The 19,950-nt window shown below is 67.6% G+C and carries 16 protein-coding genes; 7 read left to right on the top strand and 9 right to left on the bottom strand.

Annotation, left to right across the window (positions count from 1 at the left end; genetic code table 11):
* Nucleotides 1-113: 113 nt before the first annotated feature.
* The 5 genes from hslU to G7A98_RS12655 form a co-directional block, all read right to left on the bottom strand.
* Nucleotides 114-1,439, bottom strand: a complete 1,326-nt coding sequence (hslU, locus tag G7A98_RS12635; protein WP_163650038.1) for an ATP-dependent protease ATPase subunit HslU — start codon at nucleotides 1,437-1,439, stop codon at nucleotides 114-116.
* A gap of 2 nt (nucleotides 1,440-1,441) precedes the next feature.
* Nucleotides 1,442-1,963, bottom strand: a complete 522-nt coding sequence (hslV, locus tag G7A98_RS12640) for an ATP-dependent protease subunit HslV (protein ID WP_163650039.1) — start codon at nucleotides 1,961-1,963, stop codon at nucleotides 1,442-1,444.
* A 329-nt stretch (nucleotides 1,964-2,292) separates the two neighbouring features.
* Nucleotides 2,293-2,973, bottom strand: coding sequence for an SPOR domain-containing protein (locus G7A98_RS12645; RefSeq protein WP_163650040.1), 681 nt, complete (start codon nucleotides 2,971-2,973; stop codon nucleotides 2,293-2,295).
* 3 nt (nucleotides 2,974-2,976) lie between these two features.
* On the bottom strand, nucleotides 2,977-4,662 hold the full coding sequence (gene argS / locus G7A98_RS12650) for an arginine--tRNA ligase (protein ID WP_163650041.1): 1,686 nt from the start codon (nucleotides 4,660-4,662) through the stop codon (nucleotides 2,977-2,979).
* A 260-nt stretch (nucleotides 4,663-4,922) separates the two neighbouring features.
* Nucleotides 4,923-7,166 (bottom strand): primosomal protein N', encoded by a 2,244-nt coding sequence (locus G7A98_RS12655; protein ID WP_205596267.1) that lies wholly within the window; start codon nucleotides 7,164-7,166, stop codon nucleotides 4,923-4,925.
* Between the two features lie 302 nt (nucleotides 7,167-7,468).
* Between G7A98_RS12655 and rpmE the strand changes: the two genes are divergently transcribed.
* Nucleotides 7,469-7,684, top strand: a complete 216-nt coding sequence (gene rpmE, locus G7A98_RS12660; protein ID WP_163650042.1) for a 50S ribosomal protein L31 — start codon at nucleotides 7,469-7,471, stop codon at nucleotides 7,682-7,684.
* An 86-nt stretch (nucleotides 7,685-7,770) separates the two neighbouring features.
* Here the strand turns inward: rpmE and G7A98_RS12665 are convergent, their stop codons facing one another.
* Nucleotides 7,771-8,400 (bottom strand): LysE family translocator, encoded by a 630-nt coding sequence (locus G7A98_RS12665; protein WP_163650043.1) that lies wholly within the window; start codon nucleotides 8,398-8,400, stop codon nucleotides 7,771-7,773.
* A gap of 208 nt (nucleotides 8,401-8,608) precedes the next feature.
* On the opposite strand from G7A98_RS12665, the gene G7A98_RS12670 reads away from it, so the two are divergent.
* Nucleotides 8,609-10,915 carry a CehA/McbA family metallohydrolase gene (locus G7A98_RS12670; RefSeq protein ID WP_224415684.1) on the top strand — a complete coding sequence of 769 codons (2,307 nt, stop codon included), beginning with the start codon at nucleotides 8,609-8,611 and terminating at the stop codon, nucleotides 10,913-10,915.
* A 66-nt stretch (nucleotides 10,916-10,981) separates the two neighbouring features.
* On the opposite strand, the gene G7A98_RS12675 is transcribed toward G7A98_RS12670, so the two are convergent.
* Both G7A98_RS12675 and G7A98_RS12680 read right to left on the bottom strand, forming a co-directional pair.
* Nucleotides 10,982-12,418, bottom strand: a complete 1,437-nt coding sequence (locus G7A98_RS12675) for a GMC family oxidoreductase (RefSeq protein ID WP_163650044.1) — start codon at nucleotides 12,416-12,418, stop codon at nucleotides 10,982-10,984.
* Between the two features lie 243 nt (nucleotides 12,419-12,661).
* Nucleotides 12,662-13,540, bottom strand: a complete 879-nt coding sequence (locus G7A98_RS12680; RefSeq protein ID WP_163650045.1) for an AEC family transporter — start codon at nucleotides 13,538-13,540, stop codon at nucleotides 12,662-12,664.
* Nucleotides 13,541-13,942: 402 nt separating this feature from the next.
* Between G7A98_RS12680 and G7A98_RS12685 the strand changes: the two genes are divergently transcribed.
* The 4 genes from G7A98_RS12685 to G7A98_RS12700 all read left to right on the top strand — a co-directional run bounded on the left by G7A98_RS12685 (nucleotide 13,943) and on the right by G7A98_RS12700 (nucleotide 17,805).
* On the top strand, nucleotides 13,943-14,257 hold the full coding sequence (locus tag G7A98_RS12685; RefSeq protein ID WP_163650046.1) for a hypothetical protein: 315 nt from the start codon (nucleotides 13,943-13,945) through the stop codon (nucleotides 14,255-14,257).
* A 19-nt stretch (nucleotides 14,258-14,276) separates the two neighbouring features.
* A complete protein-coding gene (locus G7A98_RS12690; RefSeq protein ID WP_163650047.1) occupies nucleotides 14,277-15,485 on the top strand; it encodes a M24 family metallopeptidase in 1,209 nt (402 codons plus the stop codon).
* Nucleotides 15,486-15,541: 56 nt separating this feature from the next.
* Complete coding sequence (locus tag G7A98_RS12695; RefSeq protein WP_163650048.1) at nucleotides 15,542-16,939, top strand: cytosine permease; 1,398 nt, start codon at nucleotides 15,542-15,544, stop codon at nucleotides 16,937-16,939.
* A 110-nt stretch (nucleotides 16,940-17,049) separates the two neighbouring features.
* Complete coding sequence (locus G7A98_RS12700; protein WP_163650049.1) at nucleotides 17,050-17,805, top strand: creatininase; 756 nt, start codon at nucleotides 17,050-17,052, stop codon at nucleotides 17,803-17,805.
* Nucleotides 17,806-17,855: 50 nt separating this feature from the next.
* Here G7A98_RS12700 and G7A98_RS12705 read toward each other — a convergent pair whose 3' ends face one another.
* Nucleotides 17,856-18,716: a LysR family transcriptional regulator gene (locus G7A98_RS12705; protein ID WP_163650050.1), complete on the bottom strand. Its 861-nt coding sequence runs from the start codon at nucleotides 18,714-18,716 to the stop codon at nucleotides 17,856-17,858.
* Nucleotides 18,717-18,892: 176 nt separating this feature from the next.
* On the opposite strand from G7A98_RS12705, the gene G7A98_RS12710 reads away from it, so the two are divergent.
* Complete coding sequence (locus G7A98_RS12710) at nucleotides 18,893-19,930, top strand: GlxA family transcriptional regulator (RefSeq protein WP_163650051.1); 1,038 nt, start codon at nucleotides 18,893-18,895, stop codon at nucleotides 19,928-19,930.
* Nucleotides 19,931-19,950: the final 20 nt, after the last annotated feature.

The following is a 19,950-nucleotide window of genomic DNA, read 5'->3' on the forward strand; positions in this document are numbered from 1 at the left end:
CAGGGCCATTGTCCCAGATCCTGGCAAGCTTGACGCTGTCTTCGAGCTTCGAGCTTCGAGCTTCGAGCTTCGAGCTTCGAGCTTCTCGAGGCCCGAAGCCCGTGGCCCGTGGCTTAGAGAATGTAACGGGACAGATCCTCGTCCTTGGCCAGCTCGCCGAGCTGCGAGTCGACGTAGGTGGCGTCGATGACCAGCGGCCCCTGCAGGTCGCCGCCCTGGTAGGAGGCTTCCTCGAGCAGACGCTCCATCACCGTGTGCAGGCGGCGCGCGCCGATGTTCTCGGTGCCCTCGTTGACCTGCCAGGCGATCTCGGCGATGCGCGCGATGCCGTCCTCGGCGAACCGGATCTCCAGCCCCTCGGTGGCCATCAGCGCCTGGTACTGCTTGGTCAGCGAGGCGGAGGGCTCGGTGAGGATGCGCTTGAAGTCCTCGGGGGAGAGCGCCGAGAGTTCGACCCGGATCGGCAGGCGACCCTGCAGCTCGGGAATCAGGTCCGAGGGCTTGGACAGGTGGAAGGCGCCCGAGGCGACGAACAGGATGTGGTCGGTACGCACCATGCCGTGCTTGGTGGAGACCGTCGAGCCCTCGATCAGCGGCAGCAGGTCGCGCTGCACGCCCTCGCGGGAGACCTCGCCACCGCTGGACTGGCCACTGCCCTTGGCGACCTTGTCGATCTCGTCGAGGAAGACGATGCCGTTCTGCTCCACCGCCTCGACGGCGCGACGCTTGATGTCCTCCTCGTTGACCAGCTTGGCGGCCTCCTCGTCGCGCAGCAGCTGCCAGGCATCCTTGACCTTGACCCGCTTGGTCTCGGTCTTCTGCTTGTTCATGCTCGAGAAGAGGTTCTGCAGCTGGCTGGTCATCTCCTCCATGCCCGGCGGGGTCATGATGTCGACGCCGGCGCCCTGGGGCGTGACCTCGATGTCGATCTCCTTGTCGTCGAGCTGGCCCTCGCGCAGCTTCTTGCGGAAGGCCTGGCGGGCGGCGGAGTCGTCGCGACCGTGGTCGTACTCGCTGCCCCGCGGGCGCGGCAGCAGGGCGTCGAGGATGCGGTCCTCGGCGGCGTCCTCGGCGCGGTGGCCGACCTCTTCCTTGGCCTGTTCGCGGACCATCTTGATCGCCATCTCGACCAGGTCGCGGATGATCGACTCGACATCGCGGCCGACGTAGCCGACCTCGGTGAACTTGGTCGCCTCGACCTTGATGAACGGCGCCCGGGCCAGCTTGGCCAGACGGCGGGCGATCTCGGTCTTGCCCACCCCGGTGGGGCCGATCATCAGGATGTTCTTGGGCGTGACCTCGGGACGCAGCTCGTCGTCGAGCTGCATGCGCCGCCAGCGGTTGCGTAGGGCGATCGCCACCGCCCGCTTGGCGTCGTGCTGGCCGATGATGAACTGGTCGAGCGCGTGAACGATCTCGCGGGGGGTCATCTGGGACATGGTCAGGCGAGCTCCTCGAGGACGACGTTGTGGTTGGTGAAGACGCAGATGTCGGCGGCGATATCCAGTGACTTGGCGGTGATCTCCTTCGCCGAGAGCTCGGTGTTGTCGAGCATCGCGCGGGCGGCGGCCAGGGCGTAGTTGCCGCCGGAGCCGATGGCGATCACGCCGTACTCCGGTTCCACCACGTCGCCGTTGCCGGTGATGATCAGCGAGGCGGTCCTGTCGGCCACCACCAGCATCGCCTCGAGACGGCGCAGCGCCCGGTCGGTGCGCCACTCCTTGGCCAGCTCGACGGCGGCCTTGGTGAGATGGCCCTGGTACTTCTCGAGCTGGGCCTCGAAGCGCTCGAACAGCGTGAAGGCGTCGGCGGTGCCGCCGGCGAAGCCCGCCAGCACCTGGCCGCGGTAGAGGCGGCGCACCTTGCTGGCATTGCCCTTGAGAACCGTGTTGCCCAGGGACACCTGGCCGTCGCCGGCCAGGGCGACCTGGTCATTGCGGCGCACGGAAACGATGGTGGTCATAGCGCGGAAAACTCCGTTGCTGGGCGACGCCGACGCCGGCGGGTCGCCCGATGACGAATGGCGCATCGGGTCGGGGCCGATGCTCGATCAAAGGGGTGACAGGGGAGATGTGGGCGGCAGGGACTGAAATCAAGCACGGCTGGTCAAGCACGGCTGGTTAGGTGCGGCCGGCCAGGCACGGCTGGCCAGCCGCGATCTCTTCGGCAGGCTGGTCATCCCGAGCCTGGCCGTGGGAGCGACTTCAGTCGCGAGGAATCGGCCACCGGGCCGCGCCGTCGGGGAGCATCCGGCGGCCGCCCGCCGAGACGGGCGGACGGCGCCTGGCCGGGTCACTGCTGCAGGCGGATCATCAGCGGCTCGATGCCCTGGGTGACCATCAGGTCCTTGGCGCGGCTGAGCTCGCGGGTGTCGTCATAGGGGCCGACCTGCACGCGATGCCAGGTCTGGTTGCCGTTGGCCTTGACGTCGGAGATCTTGGCCTTGAGGCCCAGGTCGCTGAGGCGCCCGGCGAGCCGCTTGGCGTCGGGCATGTCGCGGAAGGAGGCGGCCTGGAGCATGTAGCTGGCCGCCTTGGCGGCCTTGTCGCCCTTCTTCGTCGTCGTCGAGGTTCCGGGGCGAGGCGTGGACTGGTAGGCCTCGACCTTGGGCGCCACGACCTCGGATTCCGGCAGCAGGGTGTAGAACTCGAAGGTCGGCATGGCCGGTTCGTTGCTGCCGGCCTCGGCCGCGCTCTTGTCGGCGGCCTTGCTCCCGGCCGGTGCGGCTGTCGTGCCACTGGCCTGCTGGGTCGCCGGCTTGGGCATCAGCGCCGCCACCGGTGGAGCGCTCTGCTGAAAGTACTGCGCGAGCGCGAAACCGGCGACCAGGCCGATCAGGCCGCACAGCCAGCCGGGCACACGCAGCCCTCGTGACGGTGCCGAGGACGCCGGCTTCTTGCTGCGTGTCGTCGCGCCCTTGCGGGGCGTGGCGTTGCGGCGGCGATTGCTGCCGGCGGCGGCGCTGCGAGCCATGGCTTACATCTCCTCGGGTGCACTCACGCCCAGCAGGTCGAGGCCGTTGCGCAGTACCTGGCGCGTCGCCAGCCCCAGCGCCAGGCGCGCGTTGCGCAGCGGTGCATCGTTGACCATGACCTTGACGGCGTTGTAGCAGGTGTGGAAATCGGCGGCGAGATCCTGCAGGTACTGGGCGATCTGCTGCGGTTCGCGGTTGGCGGCGGCATGCTCGACTACTTCCGGGTAGCGTGCCAGCCGGTTCATCAGCGCCTTTTCCTGATCGCTCTCGAGCCGCGCCAGGCTGTCCATGGCCTCGGCGTGGTCGAAGGGGCGACCGTCGGCCTCTGCCTTGCGCATCACGCTGCACAGGCGCGCGTGGGCGTACTGCACGTAGTAGACCGGGTTATCGTTGGACTGCGAGCGGGCCAGGTCGATGTCGAAGGTCAGCTGCGAATCGGCACGCCGCGCGGCGAGAAAGTAGCGAGTGGCGTCGCGGCCGACCTCGTCGATCAAGTCGCGCAGGGTGACGTAGCTGCCGGCCCGCTTGGAGAGCTTGACCTCTTCCCCGGAGCGGGTGACCAGCACCATCTGGTGCAGCACGTAGTCGGGCCAGCCCTGGGGGATGCCGGCTTCCAGCGCCTGCAGCCCGGCCCGCACGCGGGTCACCGTGGAGTGGTGGTCGGCGCCCTGCTCGTTGATCACGGTGGTAAAGCCGCGCTGCCACTTGTCCAGGTGATAGGCCACGTCGGGCAGGAAGTAGGTGTAGTCGCCGTCGGTCTTGCGCATCACCCGGTCCTTGTCGTCACCGAACTCGGTGGTGCGCAGCCAGGTGGCGCCGTCCCGCTCGTAGGTGTGGCCCTTGTCGGTAAGGCGCTCGGCGGTGGCCGCGACCTTGCCGTCGCGGTACAGCGAGGACTCGAGGAAGTAGACGTCGAACTCGACGCCGAAGGCCTTGAGGTCCAGGTCCTGTTCGCGACGCAGATAGGCCACCGCGAAGCGGCGGATGGCGTCGAGGTCATCCGGGTCGGCGGCGGCGGTGACGTGCTGGTCGTCGGCGTCGACAGTCTCGCCGGCCAGGTAGCTTTCGGCCACGTCGACGATGTAGCCGCCGCGATAACCGTCCTCGGGCCAGCTCGGGTCATCGGGGGTGAGCCCCCGGGCGCGGGCCTGGACCGAGAGCGCCAGGTTCTGGATCTGGGCGCCGGCGTCGTTGTAGTAGAACTCGCGGGTCACGTCGTAGCCGGTGGCCTCGAGCAGGCGGCACAGGCAGTCGCCGATCGCCGCGCCGCGACCGTGGCCCACGTGCAGGGGACCGGTGGGGTTGGCGGAGACGAACTCGACCTGCACCTTCTCGCCGGCGCCGGTCAGGCTGCGACCGAAGGTGTCGCCGGTCTCGAGTACCGCCTTCACCACCTGAGCCACGGCGTCGGTGGCGGCGAAGAAGTTGAGGAAGCCGGGGCCAGCGATTTCCACGTGGCGCACCGCCGGGCTGTCCGGCAGGGCGTCGACGAGCGCCTGGGCGATCTCGCGGGGCGGCTTGCCCGCCGGCTTGGCGAGGGTCATCGCCAGATTGCTGGCGTAGTCGCCGTGGGCCTTGTCCTTGGTGGGATCGACCTTGTAGCGGGGAGCGGTGTCGGCGGGCACGAGGCCCTGCTGCTTGAGCGCGGCCAGCGCCTCGTCGAGCAGCGCGATGATGGTCTCTTTCATGTGGCTTGCGTGCAGTGTCCTGTGGCCCGGGTCAGCGGCGCGGTCGACAGCATGGACGTGACGCGCGGCACCGGCGTGGAAAGCGTCGCTCGGTCAGGGAGTCCCTGGAGCATGGGCGCTCATTATCGGCAATTGCGGCCCGGCTTTAAACCCACAACATTGGCTTCGGGCTTCGGGCTTCGGGCTTCGGGCTTCGGGCTTCGGGCTTCGGGCTTCGGGCTTCGGGCTTCGGCTAGTCTGATGCTCGTGGCTCGTGGCACTCAGCTCAGTGTCTGCGGGTCCACGTCCAGCGACCAGCGCACCCGGCGGGCCCCGGGCTGCGCCTCGAGCCAGCGGACCAGCCAGGCGCAGGCATCGTGCAGGGGGCCGCGACGTTCGCTGCGCAGCATCGTCTGCACATGGTAGCGGTTCTGGCGGCGCTCCATGGGGGCCGGGACCGGGCCCAGGCAGTCCACCGCCAGGGCATGCGAGGCCAGCCAGTCGCGCAGCGCCTCGGCGGCCTCGCCGGCGAGCTGCGTGGCGTCGGCCTCGCGGGGGCTCTCCAGGCGCAGCAGGGCCAGGTGGCGGTAGGGCGGCAGGCCGGCCGCGCGGCGTTCCTCCAGCAGCTGCTCGGCCAGGGCCTCGTAGCCGCGCTCGGCGAGCAGGCGCAGGTGCGGGTCTTCCGGGTGCAGGGTCTGGACCAGCACCCGGCCGGGGTGCTCGGCGCGTCCGGCACGCCCGGCGACCTGCACCAGCAGCTGGGCGCTGTGTTCCAGGGCGCGGAAGTCGCTGGCATAGAGCCCGGCGTCGGCATTGACCACCACGACCAGAGTGACGTGGGGCAGGTGATGGCCCTTGGCGATCATCTGGGTGCCCACCAGCAGGGCCGGCTCGCCGCGACGGATCTCCGCCAGGGTCTGCTCGAGGGCGTCCTTGCGCCGGGTGCTGTCGCGGTCGATGCGATGCACGGCGACGTCGGGGAACAGTGCCGCCAGGGTTTCCTCGCTGCGTTCGGTGCCGGTGCCCAGCGGGCGCAGGTCGGCGCTGCCGCAGTCGGGGCAGGCGTCCGGCAGCGGGCGCTGGCGCTCGCAGTGGTGGCAGGTCAGCTGCGACGGCTGGCGGTGCAGGGTCAGGCGGGCGTCGCAGTGGTCGCATTCGGCCAGCCAGCCGCAGGCGTGGCAGGCCAGGGTGGGCGCGAAGCCGCGACGGTTGATGAACACCAGCACCTGGTTGCCGGCGGCGAGCGCCTGGCGAATGGCGTCGATCACCGGCGGGACCAGCCCGCCCTGGCGGCGACGGCCGCGCAGGTCGACGAGTTCCAGCCGGGCCGGGGCGTGGTGGCTGGCGCGGCGGGTCAGCTGCAGGTGGCGATAATGGCCGGCACGGGCCTGGACCAGGCTCTCGAGCGACGGCGTGGCGCTGCCCAGCACTACCGGAATGCCCTCGCGGTGGGCGCGGATGATCGCCAGGTCGCGGGCGTGATAGCGCAGGCCGTCCTGCTGCTTGAACGAGCCGTCGTGCTCCTCGTCGACGATGATCGCCCCGGGGCGGGCCAGCGGGGTGAAGATCGCCGAGCGGGTGCCGATGACGATCGGCGCGCGCCCGGCGCGGGCGGCCTCCCAGGCGTCCAGGCGCTCGGCATCGGTGAGCTGCGAGTGCAGCGCCACCACCGGCACGCGAAAGCGCCGCCGGAAGCGGGCCAGGGTCTGCGGGGTCAGGCCGATCTCGGGCACCAGCACCAGTGCCTGGCGGTCGTGGGCCACCACCGCCTCGATCAGCTGAAGATACACTTCGGTCTTGCCGCTGCCGGTGACACCCTGCAGCAGGCAGGGGTGATAGCGCTCGAGCCCCTCGTGGAGCGCCGCCAGCGCCGCGGCCTGTTCGCGGTTCAGCGTCAGCGCCGGTTCGGCGAGCAGGCCGCCCTGGCGCGGGGCCGGCACGGCGGTCAACGGCTCCTCGGTGGCGCTGGCCAGTCCCTTGTCGGCCAGCCCCTGCAGCTGGGCTCGGGCGAACCCCTGGGCGCTGATCACCGAATGCACCACGCCGCGCGGATGCTGGCGCAGCAGCTCGAGCAGCTCGGCCTGGCGACGGGCCCGGCCGAGCTGCGCGGCGCTCGTGTCGCGGCCGGCGGCGGTCAGCTGCCAGCGCTCGCGGGTACGCGCCTCCAGCGGCCGCCCCTGGCGCAGCAGCACCGGCATGGCCTGATGCAGGGTGTCGCCCAGCGCGTGCTGGTAGTAGCGGGCGGTGAAGCGGCACAGCCACAGCCAGTCCGCCGGCAGCGGCTGGGTGTCCAGGCAGGCGGAGACCGGCTTGAGGGTGTCGAGCGGCAGTTCGCTGTGGGCGCGGCATTCCACGACTACACCCACCACCTCGCGGCGTCCCAGCGGCACCCGCACGCGCAGCCCCGGCTGCCAGCCGCCCTCGGGGGCCGCCGCACCGGGGCGATAGTCGAACAGGCGGCGCAGCGGCGTGGGCACGGCCACGCCGAGCACGGCGACGCCGCTGCCGGGAGAAGGGCTGGACAATTGGCCTCCACTGATGTCTCTGCTATGATGCGTCGCCTTCTTGCGCCCCGTCGCCGACGCGGCCCGGGGTGGCGAGAACGATAACCGGTTATCTCAACCCGTGTGCGGTGCCCGACGGGCTGGAAACCGAGCCACGATCGTTGCTGACGATGGCGCGGCTAGGCGGAATACCTCGAAGACGCGCAGTTTACATGAAGTAAATGAGCATTCTGAGAGGGATTCCAACGACGCTTCGCCGAGTAAAGCAGATCGGGGCCGGTTTCCCGGATCGGGTGGCGGCACACCGTTTAACGAGGCTCACGATGAAACAAGGTATCCACCCGGAATACAAGACGGTTACCGCGACCTGCTCCTGCGGTGCCACCCACACCTTCGGCTCCACCGCCGGCGAGGACTTCTCCCTGGACGTCTGCTCCAACTGCCACCCGTTCTACACCGGCAAGCAGAAGCAGGCGACCACCGGTGGCCGCGTCGAGCGCTTCAACAAGCGCTTCGGTGCCGCGCTCAGCCGCAAGTAAGCGGACGCCGGCCCGGCTTCCGGGCAGCCAGAAACCCCCGTGCCATCCGGCCGGGGGTTTTTTCATGGGCGCAGGCTACGCAGTACTCAGTTGGCGCCGGCCAGCGAACCGCCGGCCACCACGAACAGCCCGCCGGTGAGGCGGTTGAAGCGGCGTACCCGGCGGCGGGTGCCCAGCCAGCGGCCCAGGCGCTCGCCGAGGGAGGAGTAGAGCGTCATCAGGCCGCCGTCGATGACCAGCCAGGTCAGCGCGAGGAGCGCGAACTGCGGCGCCTGGGGGGCACCGAGGTCGATGAAGCCCGGGAACAGCGCGGCAAAGAACAGCAGGTCCTTGGGGTTGCTGATGCCCACCGTGAAGCCGCGCCGGAACAGCCGCCAGACGCTGACCGGCATGGCGTCCCGTGTCTCCTGCGTCGCCACGACCGGAGGCTCCGGCGGCGCGCGCCAGGCCTGCACGCCCAGGTAGACCAGGTAGGCCGCGCCCAGGTACTTGAGCAGCGTGAAGGCGGTTTCCGAGGTGGCCAGCACCGCTCCCAGTCCCATCGCCGAGAGCGACATCATCACCAGCGCCGCGACGATGCCGCCGGCAATGGTGAACAGGGCCCGGCGTCGGCCGTGACGCAGCCCCTGACTGGTGCAGAGCAGGGCCACCGGCCCGGGAAAGGCGATCAGCGCGGTGATCACGCCCACATAGGTCAACCAGAGCATCGGGTCCATCGCGGCGCTTCCTTGTCCTTGTCGTGACGGCTTGGCGTACCGCCCCGGGGTGTTCCGGGGCCGTTACTCGAGGCTACCCGTTTGGCGCGGGAAGCGCACGTGGGGCGGGAGACTCGTCGTCGCGGGGTAATTTGAACGTTCGATCAAAATACAGCATGATAAATGGCGACGATTTCCATAAAAAACCAATATGCAAGGGAGTCCTGCCATGAACGGACGCTTTTCGATGCTTTCCCGCCCGGTGTGGGTCGGGCTGGCCCTGGGCCTGCTTGCCGCGAGTGCCCAGGCGCAGGTCAGCGTGACCCGCGGCGCCACGCCGATTCCCGACGGCGAGGCGACTGCCGCCGAGGACATCACCGTGGCCAACGATCATCTGGCCTTCTCGATCGCCGTGGCCTCCCAGCCGCCCTGGGGCGTGCCGCGCGGCACCCTGGTCGACCTGGCGGCGGTCAAGGGCGGCAAGATCGACCTCGATCGCATCGCCTTCGCCGACTTCATCCCCAACAACTGGTCGGCGTGGCCCAACGACGGCAAGACGATCAGGGTCGTCGAGCGCTCTCCCGAGCGGGCGGTGATCGAGATCGCCCGCAACTTCGGCGAGGCGATGGTCACCACCACCTACACCCTGGAAGCGGGCAGCGACCGGGTGCATCTCGAGACGACCCTCGACAACCGCGGTGACACGCCCCTGAAAAAGCTGCGTTCGGGCTTCACCCTGTGGCCGGATACCGGCTACCGCTTCGGCGTGCCGGGCCTCGGCGGTGCCAAGGAGACCCCGGCCGACGACGCCCTGACCGACCGCTTCGTGGGCTATGACCGCGACTGGGCGATCGCCCTGCACGCGCCCTATTTCGACCGCATCAACTACGGCGGGCGCGATCTCTACCTCGAGCACAGCCTGGCGCCGGGCGAGTCGCGGACCTTCGAGGGCTGGCTGCAGGTGGTGCCCGAGGGCGACCTGGCACCGGTGGTGGCCAACGAGATCGCCCGCAAGGGGCTCGCCAGCGGCCATGTCGCGGGCACCCTCGAGGGGCGCGACGGCGGGGTGCCGGCCAGCGGCCTGGTGATGGTCGAGAAGGCCGGCAGCCCCTATGCCTGGACGCTTGCCGACGACAAGGGGCATTTCGCCATCGACCTGCCGGTCGGCGACTACGCGCTCTACGCGACGGGCGAAGGCTATGCCAACAGCGACAGGGTCGAGGTCTCGCTGGCCAAGGGGGCGCAGCGCTCGCTGACCTTCGATGACCTGGCCGGGCCGGGCACGCTGTCGCTCGACGTGGCGGAAACGGGCAGCGGCACGCCGCGCGATGCGCGCATCACGATCGAGCAAGGCCATCAACCGCCGGTGGAGTTCCTCGGCAAGCAGACCTTCTTCACCCGGCTCGACCCGGTCGGCCATGCCGAGCTGTCGCTGGCCCCCGGCGACTATCGGCTGGCAGTCAACGCCGGTGCGGGCTTCACCGCTCGCTCGCAGACTCTGGCCGTGAGCCTCGACGCCGGCCAGACGCTCGAGCGGAACGTCGGGATCGAGCGCCTGGCCGAGCCCAACCAGCGCCACTGGTACGGCGCCGACCTGCACCATCACGCCAACATGCTCGAGGGCGTGACGCCGCCCGAGATGGTGGTGCGCGCGCAGCTGGCCACCGACCTCGACCTGACCTTCGTCAGCGACCACGACTCGACCGCCAACCTCGACACCATGGCGACGCTGTCGAAGCAGCGTGGAGTGCCGTTCATTCCGTCGATCGAGATCTCGCCGTCGTGGGGGCACATGAATCCCTTCCCGATCGCTCTCGACAGCCAGTTGCAGGTCGATCCCGGCACCGCCGATGTCCAGACGATCATCGCCGATGCACGGCGCATGGGCGCCGAGGTGGTACCCACCAACCATCCCTACAACGGCTACGGCTACCTGGGCAACCTGGCCGAGGACAAGGTGCCCGGCGGCTTCACGCCGGCCTTCGACCTGGTCGAGCTCAACGCCGAGGTCGACAACGCCAGGACGCTCGAGAGCGTCCACCGCTTCTGGGACCAGGGGCTGCAAATGTACCTGACCGCCGGCACCGACACCCATGACGTCTGGAACCAGCTGACCGGGCGCATGCGGATGATGGCGCACGTGCCGGGCGAACTGAGCGTCGACGGCTTCGCGCGGGCGCTGAAGGACGGCCATGCCTACGCCACCCAGGGGCCGCTGCTGTTCCCCGTCGAGCGGCTGTTCGGCGACACCCTGCGCCTGGCCGGCGATGCCGAGGGCCACTGGTCGGTCAAGGTACAGGCGGTCGACGGCCTGGCCGAGGCGCGGCTGATCGGCCGGGGCGGCAAGGTGCTCGAGACCCGCCAGCTCGACGGTCACGAGACAACCCTGGACTTCACCATCCCCGGCGATGCCGACGGCTGGGTGGCGCTGGAGGTCGACGACGCCGACGGCGACACCGCCTGGAGCGATCCGCTGTGGATCCGCCGTCCGGTGAAGGCCGACTACGTGCTGGACGAGACCGAAAGCGAGAGCTGAGATAAGCGTCCGTTTCCCGAGCCACGGGCCACGCCATCGCGTGGCCCGTTTTCGTTGACGGCGGGGTCAGCCCAGCCGGGCGTCGAGGTGATCGGCCAGGCGTACCGCCAGCTGCACCAGGGTCAGGGTCGGGTTGGCGTGACCGCTCGACGGGAAGACGCTGGAGCCGCCGATGTAGAGGTTGTCCTGGCCGAACACCCGGCAGTCGCGGTCGACGATGCCGTGCTCGGGAGTGTCGGCCATGCGCGTGCCGCCCATGTGGTGACGCCCGGCCAGTTCGCCGTCCTCGGGGAACTGCAGGGTGTCGTCGGCCAGCCACGGCTCGAGCTGGACACGGCCGATGTCGCGGCGACGCAGGTAGTCGTTCAGGGTCAGCACGCACTCGCGCACCGTGTGATGGTCCAGGGCGGTCTTGCGCCAGACCAGACGCGAGCGCGGCATGCCCAGGGCGTCGCGGTCATCGTCGTCGAGCTCGACCCGGCTCTCGGGATGCGGTTGCTGTTCCCAGGCGGCGCGCAGCACCACGCCGCAGCGCGAGCCGGGTGGCTGCCGGCGCAGCCGTTCGCCGAGGCGGGGCGCGATGAGGGCCAGATGGGTGGCCAGCGCCTCGCCGTCCTCGGGGCTCATGCGGTGCAGGCGCAGGCCGCAGTTGAGAACGCCCCGGGTGGCGAGCATCGCCGGGGTGGGGGCCAGGAACACGCTCTGGCTGGCGTCGAGCCCCAGGGCCGCCGGGGCGAAGACGAGGGCCCGGCCCAGGGTGGCGTGCGGGTGATCCATCCAGTAGCGACCCAGCGTCGCGGCTTGCCGGATCACCCGGCCGCCGCTTTGCCGATTGCACCACAGCAGCAGCCGCGAGTTCTCGATGCCGCCGCAGGCGAGCACGACGTATCGCGCCCGGAGGCGATACGTGCCGCCCGTGTAGTTCCTGACCACAGCACCGGTGATGCGGCCGTCGCGGGTCTCCAGGCCGAACAGGTTGGTGTTCCGGCTGTAGTGCAGGTGCGGTGAGCGGGCGACCTCGTCGGCGTACTTGTCCTTGAGCCGGGTGGCGGGGCCGATCGAGAAGTGCACGCGCTTGAGCGCCAGTCCCGGGATGCGCGTGTCCGGCGGAATCGGCGAGACCTCGAGGATCTCGGCGGCCGCCGGGTAGGCCGGGGCCAGGTCGTCACGGCCGATCGGCCAGGCGGTGCGCGGGTCCGCCGGCTTGGCGGTGAAGTCGTAGGCGTCCAGCGGCCGGCACATGCCGCCCCAGTGATTGGTCGAGCCGCCGAAGAAACGCAGCCGCGCGGCATCCAGCGGAATGTACGGATCGCCGACGCTCTCGCCGCGATAGAGCGCCTGGGAGCGCTCGGTGAACACCTGATCGCCGCCTTCGCACAGCAGCACCCGACGCCCGCGCCGGGCCAGCCGGGTGGCCAGGGTCAGCCCCGCCGCGCCGCTGCCGATGATGCAGACATCCGCCAGCGGACCCCGGGCGGCGTAGCTCGCCAGGTCGATGTGCATCAGCGATCCCCGGGGGCGAGCAGCCAGCCGTCATCCGGCACGGTCGTGGTAGCGGCCATCGCGGCCCACCCTGGCGGTCCGAGCACGGGAAGCAGGCCGAGGGCGAGCAGGGCGGCCAGCAGACGACGGCGAGTCAACCTCGGGGCGGACGTCTCGTCGAACGGGGCAGGGGAAAGCGACATGGCGGCGTACTCCACGACATCGCGCCGGTGGTGCCTGGATGCCACGCCGCCGAGCCGGCCGTCACATCATCACCGCCAGCAGCACCGGCAGATAGACAAACGACAACAGTGTTGAGCATAGCACCAGGCCGGCGACGAACTCGGGTTCACGGCGCGCACGCTGGGCGAACAGGTAGTTGAACACCGCCACCGGCATGCTCATCTGCAGCACCAGCACGCTCTGGGCCAGGGGCGGCAGGCCCAGCAGGTGGCCGACGGCATAGGCCAGCAGCGCCGCCGCCGGGATGCGCAGCAGGCTGAAGTGGACGCCGGCGGCCAGGTTGCGAACACGGATCCGCCCCAGCGAGACGCCGAGGGTGATCAGCATCAGCGGCACGCTGAAGCCGGAGATCAGCTCCACGGTGTTGGCCAGCCAGGCCGGCAGGGTGGTGCCGGTGAGCAGCATTGCCGTGGCGATCAGGATGGCGTAGACCACCGGCGTGCGGGCCAGCGAGCGCAGCGGGCGGCCGCTGCGGCTCGACAGCAGGGTGCCGAAGGTGAACTGGACCAGCGAGACCGACACCATCACCGTGATGGCGTAGGCGAAGCCGGCATTGCCGAAGGCATAAAGGGTGACCGGCAGGCCCATGTTGCCGGTGTTGGGAAACATCGTCGGCAGGATCACGGTGCGCCACGGCTTGCCCAGCACCCGGGCGATCGCCAGGCTGGCCAGCCCCATCACGGTGATGACCAGCAGCGTGCCGAGCAGGGTGCGGCCGAAGCTGCCGGGGTCGATGTCGGCGCCGTTGAGCGAGGCCAGGATCAGCGTCGGCGTGCCGATGTTGAAGACCAGCCGGGTGATGAACTCGACCGGGTAGTCGTGGCCCAGCCGCACCCAGCCGAAGCCCAGGCTGGCGCCGAAGAAGACGGGGGCCATCACCGCGAAGAGTTCGCCGAGCATGCGTGATCCTTTTCTTCCTGTGTCGTGACGAGGCGGGCGCGGGCGGCTGGCGCAGCCCGCGAGGGAGCCATTGTCGGCAACCGGGTGCCCCGGCCGCAACTCGCATTCCCCTGGCGCGGGCGTCGAGCTCCTCCCCGAGCGCCTACCCCACGCACCCTGGCCGGCAGCACCTCGTCGAGCCCCGGCGGGTCGAATCGTGGCCGATCGAGCCGTGGTCGGCGCCCCCTTCCCATGCCCCCATGGACAGGCCGCTTTCACCGTCATTACAGCCGCTTGCGGATCGCCCCGAACGGGCCGCCCGCGGCCCATTTGCGAACGCAAATGGGCGCATTTGGACTAGTCATTTGCCGGCTTCGCCCGGGCTGTCGATAGTCGTAATACACGCATGGCGAGGCGGCCGAGATGAAAGTCTGGAAACTCATGTTCAGGGCGAAATCCCTCCCGCAAGCGGACCTGATGCCGGCAGGTCTTCGCAAGGACATGGCCCTGATCGGCAGACTCACTCGCTGTTATGTCGTCGATGTCTTCGGCACCCGGTTCCTGGGGTTCGAGTTCGAGACGGACAGCGAGGATTTCAATCATGTCTGTCGCCTGATCAAGATTCTCGAGGTGCGTTACACGATGCGCGTCTTCGAGTTTTCGGAAAAGTCCTCTTCACCGGAAGCCGCTGACCTGCTGGTGAAGATCGACAGCCGACCCACCCTGAAAGTCGCTTGAAAGACACAAGGAGAACAAGATGCAACTCCCTTCGCTGATTTCCATCCCCAATGGTGACAAGGTCGTTCCCACCTTTTCCGACGAGGAGATGCAGGGCCGCCTGAGCCGTCTGCGGGACTACATGGCCCAGCAGTCCGTCGATGCGGTGGTACTGACCTCCTATCACAACATCAACTACTTCAGTGACTTCGTCTATTGCAAGTTCGGTCGTGATTACGGCCTGGTGGTGACCCAGGACACCTTCACCACCGTCACCGCCAACATCGACGGGGGGCAGCCCTATCGCCGCAATCGCCTGGGCGACAACATCGTCTACACCGACTGGCAGAAGGACAACTTCTTCAAGGCCGTCAAGCAGCTGTGCGAAGGTCGTCGGCGCGTCGGTGTCGAATTCGACCACCTGACCCTGCAGAACAAGCAGAAACTGGTGGATGCGCTGGGCGATGTCGAGCTGGTCGATATCGGCGTGCCGACGATGAAGATGCGCATGATCAAGTCCGCCGAGGAGATCGCGCTGATTCGCCAGGGCGCGCGTATCGCCGATGTGGGGGGCGTGGCCGTGCGCGACGCCATCGCCGCCGGGGTGCCGGAGTATGAGGTGTCGCTGGCCGGGCAGGCCGCCATGGTGCGCGAGATCGCCAGGACCTACCCGAACAGCGAGCTGATGGACACCTGGGTGTGGTTCCAGTCCGGCATCAACACCGACGGCGCGCACAACCCGGTCACCAGCCGCCGCGTCCAGCCCGGCGACATCCTGAGCCTCAACACCTTCCCGATGATCTCCGGCTACTACACGGCGCTGGAACGCACCCTGTTCTGCGAGCATGCCTCCGACGAGCACCTGCGGCTCTGGCAGGCCAACTGCGAGGTCCATCGCCGCGGTCAGGAGCTGATCAAGCCCGGCGTGCGCTGCTGCGACATCGCCCACGAGCTCAACGAGATCTTCGCCCGACATGGCCTGCTCAAGTATCGCACCTTCGGCTACGGCCACTCCTTCGGTACGCTGAGCCACTACTACGGCCGCGAGGCGGGCCTCGAGCTGCGCGAGGATATCGAGACCGTGCTCGAGCCCAACATGGTAGTGTCCATGGAGCCGATGATCATGATCCCGGAAGGCCAGCCCGGCGCCGGTGGCTACCGCGAGCACGACATCCTGGTGGTCAACGAGCACGGGGCCGAGAATATCACCGGATTCCCGTACGGTCCGGAGCACAATATCATCAAGTGAACGATTAAAAGGGGAGCCGGGCTCCCCTTTTTTCCAATGGTGTTGGAGTGAAAGCCATGAGTGATAACAAGAAATATAGTGAATATGGGTTGGAAAAAATAAGTACCGATAAAAGAACCTATGGATTCGTGGATACCGTCTGGACATGGTTCGGTTCAGGGATCAATACCGGTTCCTGGTTTTTTGGCGGGATGGCCGCCGCGCTGGGCATGAGCTTCGTGCTTCAGTACAGCCTGCTCTGGCTGCCGCTGATGATGATCCCCTGGGCGGCAATCGGTTATATCGGGTATCGCTACGGGGCCACTACCGTGGCGGTCTCAAGGCCGTGTCTGGGGGCAAAAGGCGGCAGGATGACCGGCCTGGCCCAGTTCATGGTGCTGATCGGCTGGCCCAGCGTTAACAGCTATATTGCTGCCATTTCGCTGACATTCGTGTTTTCGCACGCCTGGGGGTGGCCTGCCTATGGCGAGCCGGGTGATACCTGGCCACTGGTGATCGGCATCCTGCTGACCGCGGTCGTACAGGGCGTCATCACCCTGGTGGGGCATGAGGCCATCCGCTATCTCGAGCGGATCTCGGGCATCCTGCTTCTCATCCTGGGGAGCTGGGAAACCTATATCGTGTTCACGCAATGGGACCTCGGCGAGGTCATGTCATTCTCCATCGACGACCCCGGCCATACGTGGGCCTTCTATATCGACCTGGCCTTCGGCTTCAGCTGGACCTGGGCGCAGATTGCCGACTTCTCGCGCTTCTCCAAGACATCGAAGGGGGCGACCGTGGGTACCTGGCTGGGGATCAATATCGGCCAGGGCTGGTTCATGGTGATCGGTGCCCTGGGGGTGATCGGGGTGGCCCTGCAGACAGGCAATTTCGACGCCAACAATTCGGACCCCAGCTCGACCATGGCCGCCCTGGGCCTGGGCCTGGTCTCCTTCCTGGTGCTCATCTTCGCCACCATCAGCACGAATGTGACCGTTCTCTACGGTGCCGGCATGGGGGTCGTGGGCAGCCTTAACGTCAGGAACCCCAAGAAGGCCCTGCTGTTCGTGGCTCTGGTTCAGCTGGCGCTCTGCTTTGCGCCCATCTTCTACTCGTCCTTCCTGGGGTACTTCGAGGCCTTCCTGAATGTTATCGGTGGCCTGTTCATTCCCCTGTGGACGGTGATCCTGGTCGACTACCTTCTGATCCGCAGAGGACGACTCAACGAACAGGATCTGTTCAGGGAGCAGGGTGGCGTCTACAGCTACGGCAATGGATGGAACATGGTCGGCGTGACCAGCCTGGCACTGGGGCTGTGCGTGTACTTTGGCCTGTCCTACGGCTTCCCCGGGATTGCGGCGGTCACGACGGCCAGTCTGCCGACCATCCTGGTCTCCGGTGTGGCATATTACCTGCTGGGAAGTTCACGGGTGAATCCGGTGGAAAGTCGGGCTGCGCTGTCGAAGGTCTGAGGAATCCGTGGCCGTGGTGCTTGTCTCCATGGGGCCAGTGAACACGCGGCCCCATGGAGGGAAGCATGACCTGATCGTTCAATGCATGGGGTATGCCGGAGGCGAAAACAATGAAGTGCAAGGTCGAGAACCTGGATTGGGTTTCCTACGAAAGACTGGTGTCGAACGGTGACAGGAAAATCATCATCCCCGTGGGGGCCATCGAGCAGCATGGCCCCCACATGTCGCTCAACCCGGACGTGCTGATACCCGACTACATTGCCTGCCGGGTCGCCGAGAGCGCGCAGAACATGCTGGTGTCGCCGCCGATCGCCTATGGGTACAAGTCCCAGGTGAAATCGGGTGGCGGCAACTTCTTCCCGGGAACCACCTGTGTCAGCAGCCAGTCGCTCGAGAATTACGTTCATGACGTCATCCTGGCCTTCGTGGAGCACGGGAATCGGGAGTTCCTGTTGATCAACGGGCATTTCGAGAACTCCATGTGCCTGGTCGAGGCCGCCGATAGAGCCGTCAGGCAGGCCAGGCTCGCGGGAATCGACATCAAGGTGATCCTGCTTTCCTACTGGGACTTCATCAGCGAGGAAACGATCGGCAAGGTCTTTCCCGACGGGTTTTCGGGATGGGCCGTGGAGCATGGCGGGGTGCTGGAAACCTCGATCATGCTCAAGATTCATCCGGAGCTCGTGGACATGTCCCGGGCCGTGGATATCCCGCCGGCGGAATTTCCGCCCTACGATGTCTTCCCGCCCGATCCCAGCTGGGTGCCGGAGTCGGGGACCCTGTCGTCACCGCTCAAGGCCACCGCCGAGAAGGGGGAGTGGATCCTGGAGGAATGCATCAGCCGGATAGCCGCCACCTTCCGCTGACACGGCGGGCCTTTCCGGACGCCCGACGGCGTGGAAAGGCCCTGCCAGGGCTACATGTTGCCAAGGCCGGAGCGCAGGAAGTCGAGGACATGGCGGCTCGCCACACTCATTTCCCGTTCCTTGTAGTAGAGCCCGATGCATACCTGGCCCAGGTCGGGGAGGCAGTTGCTTCTGGCCTGTTTCAGGTGGTCGGGGATGACCGAGCTGGCCATGGCCGAAATCCCCAGCCCCTCCTCGATGGCCGAGAAGATGCCGAGAAGGCTGGTGCTGGTGTAGGTGAACCGATACGGGGCCTGCTGGCGCTGTAGCCCTTCTTCCATGATGGCGCGATAGATGCACCCCTGGGGATAGGCGATCAGGGGTAGCGGCCCTTCATGCGGGTCGAGAAGCTGGCGCTCCTTGTAGACCCATTCGAGCTTGTCCACCCGGTAGTCTCGAGAATCCCGGTCCTCGTCCTCCCGTACCCGCTCCATGGCCAGGGCAATGTCATAGCAGCCCTTCTGGTATCGCTGCAGGATGACCTTGCTGATCTCGCAGTCCACTTCAATGACGATATTGGGATAGACCCTCGAGAGGTTCCTCAGCGCCCTGGGCAGAAAGGCCAGTTCGAAGTCGTTGGGTATACCCAGACGGACCTTCCCCGAGATGCTTTCCCCTCTGACCTTGGCGATGACCTGGTCATTGATTTCCAGGATTTGTCGGGCCGCCCGATACAGATATTCTCCGTCCTCGGTCAGCTCGAGGCTGGAGCCACGCAGGAATATCCGGGTGTCGAGGAGTTCCTCCAGCTTCTTGATCTGAAGGCTGATGGCGGGCTGGGAGCGGCCCAGCAACTCGCCGGCGCTGGTGAACCCGCCCAGGTCCTTTATCGTGACGAAGGTCCTGAGAAGGTCGGTGGGTATGTTTGTCATCTTTTTTCGACCACGCGAATACTGAGTGTCATTGTTGGAAGTCGCCTTCCGCACGGCATGTCGTTCGGTGCTGTCCTGTCGTGTGCTTCCGTGCCACGTGGCCGGATGGCAGGATAGGACGATCGGTCGGCCCGCCTCGGGCCGCGGGACACCGCACCATGCTGCCAGGAGCGACGATGAGCCTCTCTTCCCGGGATGAACCCCTGTCGGTCGGCTTCGTCCTGCTGCATCGCTTCACGCTGATGCCCTTCGCCGCCTTCGTCGACTGCCTGCGCCTGGCCGCCGACGAGGGCGACCGCTCGCGCCAGCTGCGCTGCCACTGGACCTTCATGACCAGCACCGGCGGGCCGGCCGTGTCCAGCTGCGGCGCGGCCGTCTCGCCCTGCGAGACGTTCCGCGACCCGGCCGAGTTCGACTATATCGTGGTCATCGGCGGCGTGCAGGACGAGAAGGCCCGCACGGATACCACGGCGCTGGCCTATCTGCGCCGGGCGGCGGCGCTCCGGGTTCCGCTGGTGGGGGTGTGCACCGGGGTCTTCGCCCTGATCCAGGCCGGCCTGATGACCGGGCGGCGCTGCTGCGTGAGCTGGTATCACCACCGTGACATGATCCAGCGCTTTCCCGCCATCGAGCCGGTGGCCGACCGGCTGTTCGTCGACGACGGCGACCGCATCACCTGTGCCGGCGGTGCGGCCTCGGCGGATCTGGCGGCCTACCTGATCGAGCGCCACCTGGGAAAGGCGTGGGCCATGAAGAGCCTGCACATCATGCTGCTCGAGGAGGCGCGGGCCGGTTCCCAGCCGCAGCCCCAGCCGGTGGTCTTCGGCAAGGTCGAGGACCGCCTGGTGCGTCGCGCCCTGGCGGTGCTCGAGCAGCACCTGGGGGAGGCCATGTCGATGGACGTGCTGGCCGAGCGGGTGGGAACCTCTCGACGCAACCTGGAGCGCCGCTTCCGCGAGACGCTGGGCGTCGGCCCGCAGAAGTTCGCCCGCGACCTGCGCCTGCGCTACGGGCTCTGGCTGCTGCACTACACCGGCAAGAGCATCACCGAGATCGGCGAGCGCTGCGGCTTCGCCGATACCGCGCATTTTTCCCGCCACTTTCGTAGTACATTCGGCGCGACCCCGTCGGAAATGCGCAAGCGCGCCAGCGAAACCGGCCGCGAGCGGGTCGACCCCTTCTTCCTGCACGTCGAGGGCCGTCCGGCACTCTGAGGCGTATCGTCCCTTCGCCA

The sequence above is a fragment of the Modicisalibacter sp. 'Wilcox' genome, assembly GCF_010993675.1.
GTDB classification, from domain to species: Bacteria; Pseudomonadota; Gammaproteobacteria; order Pseudomonadales; family Halomonadaceae; genus Modicisalibacter; species Modicisalibacter tunisiensis.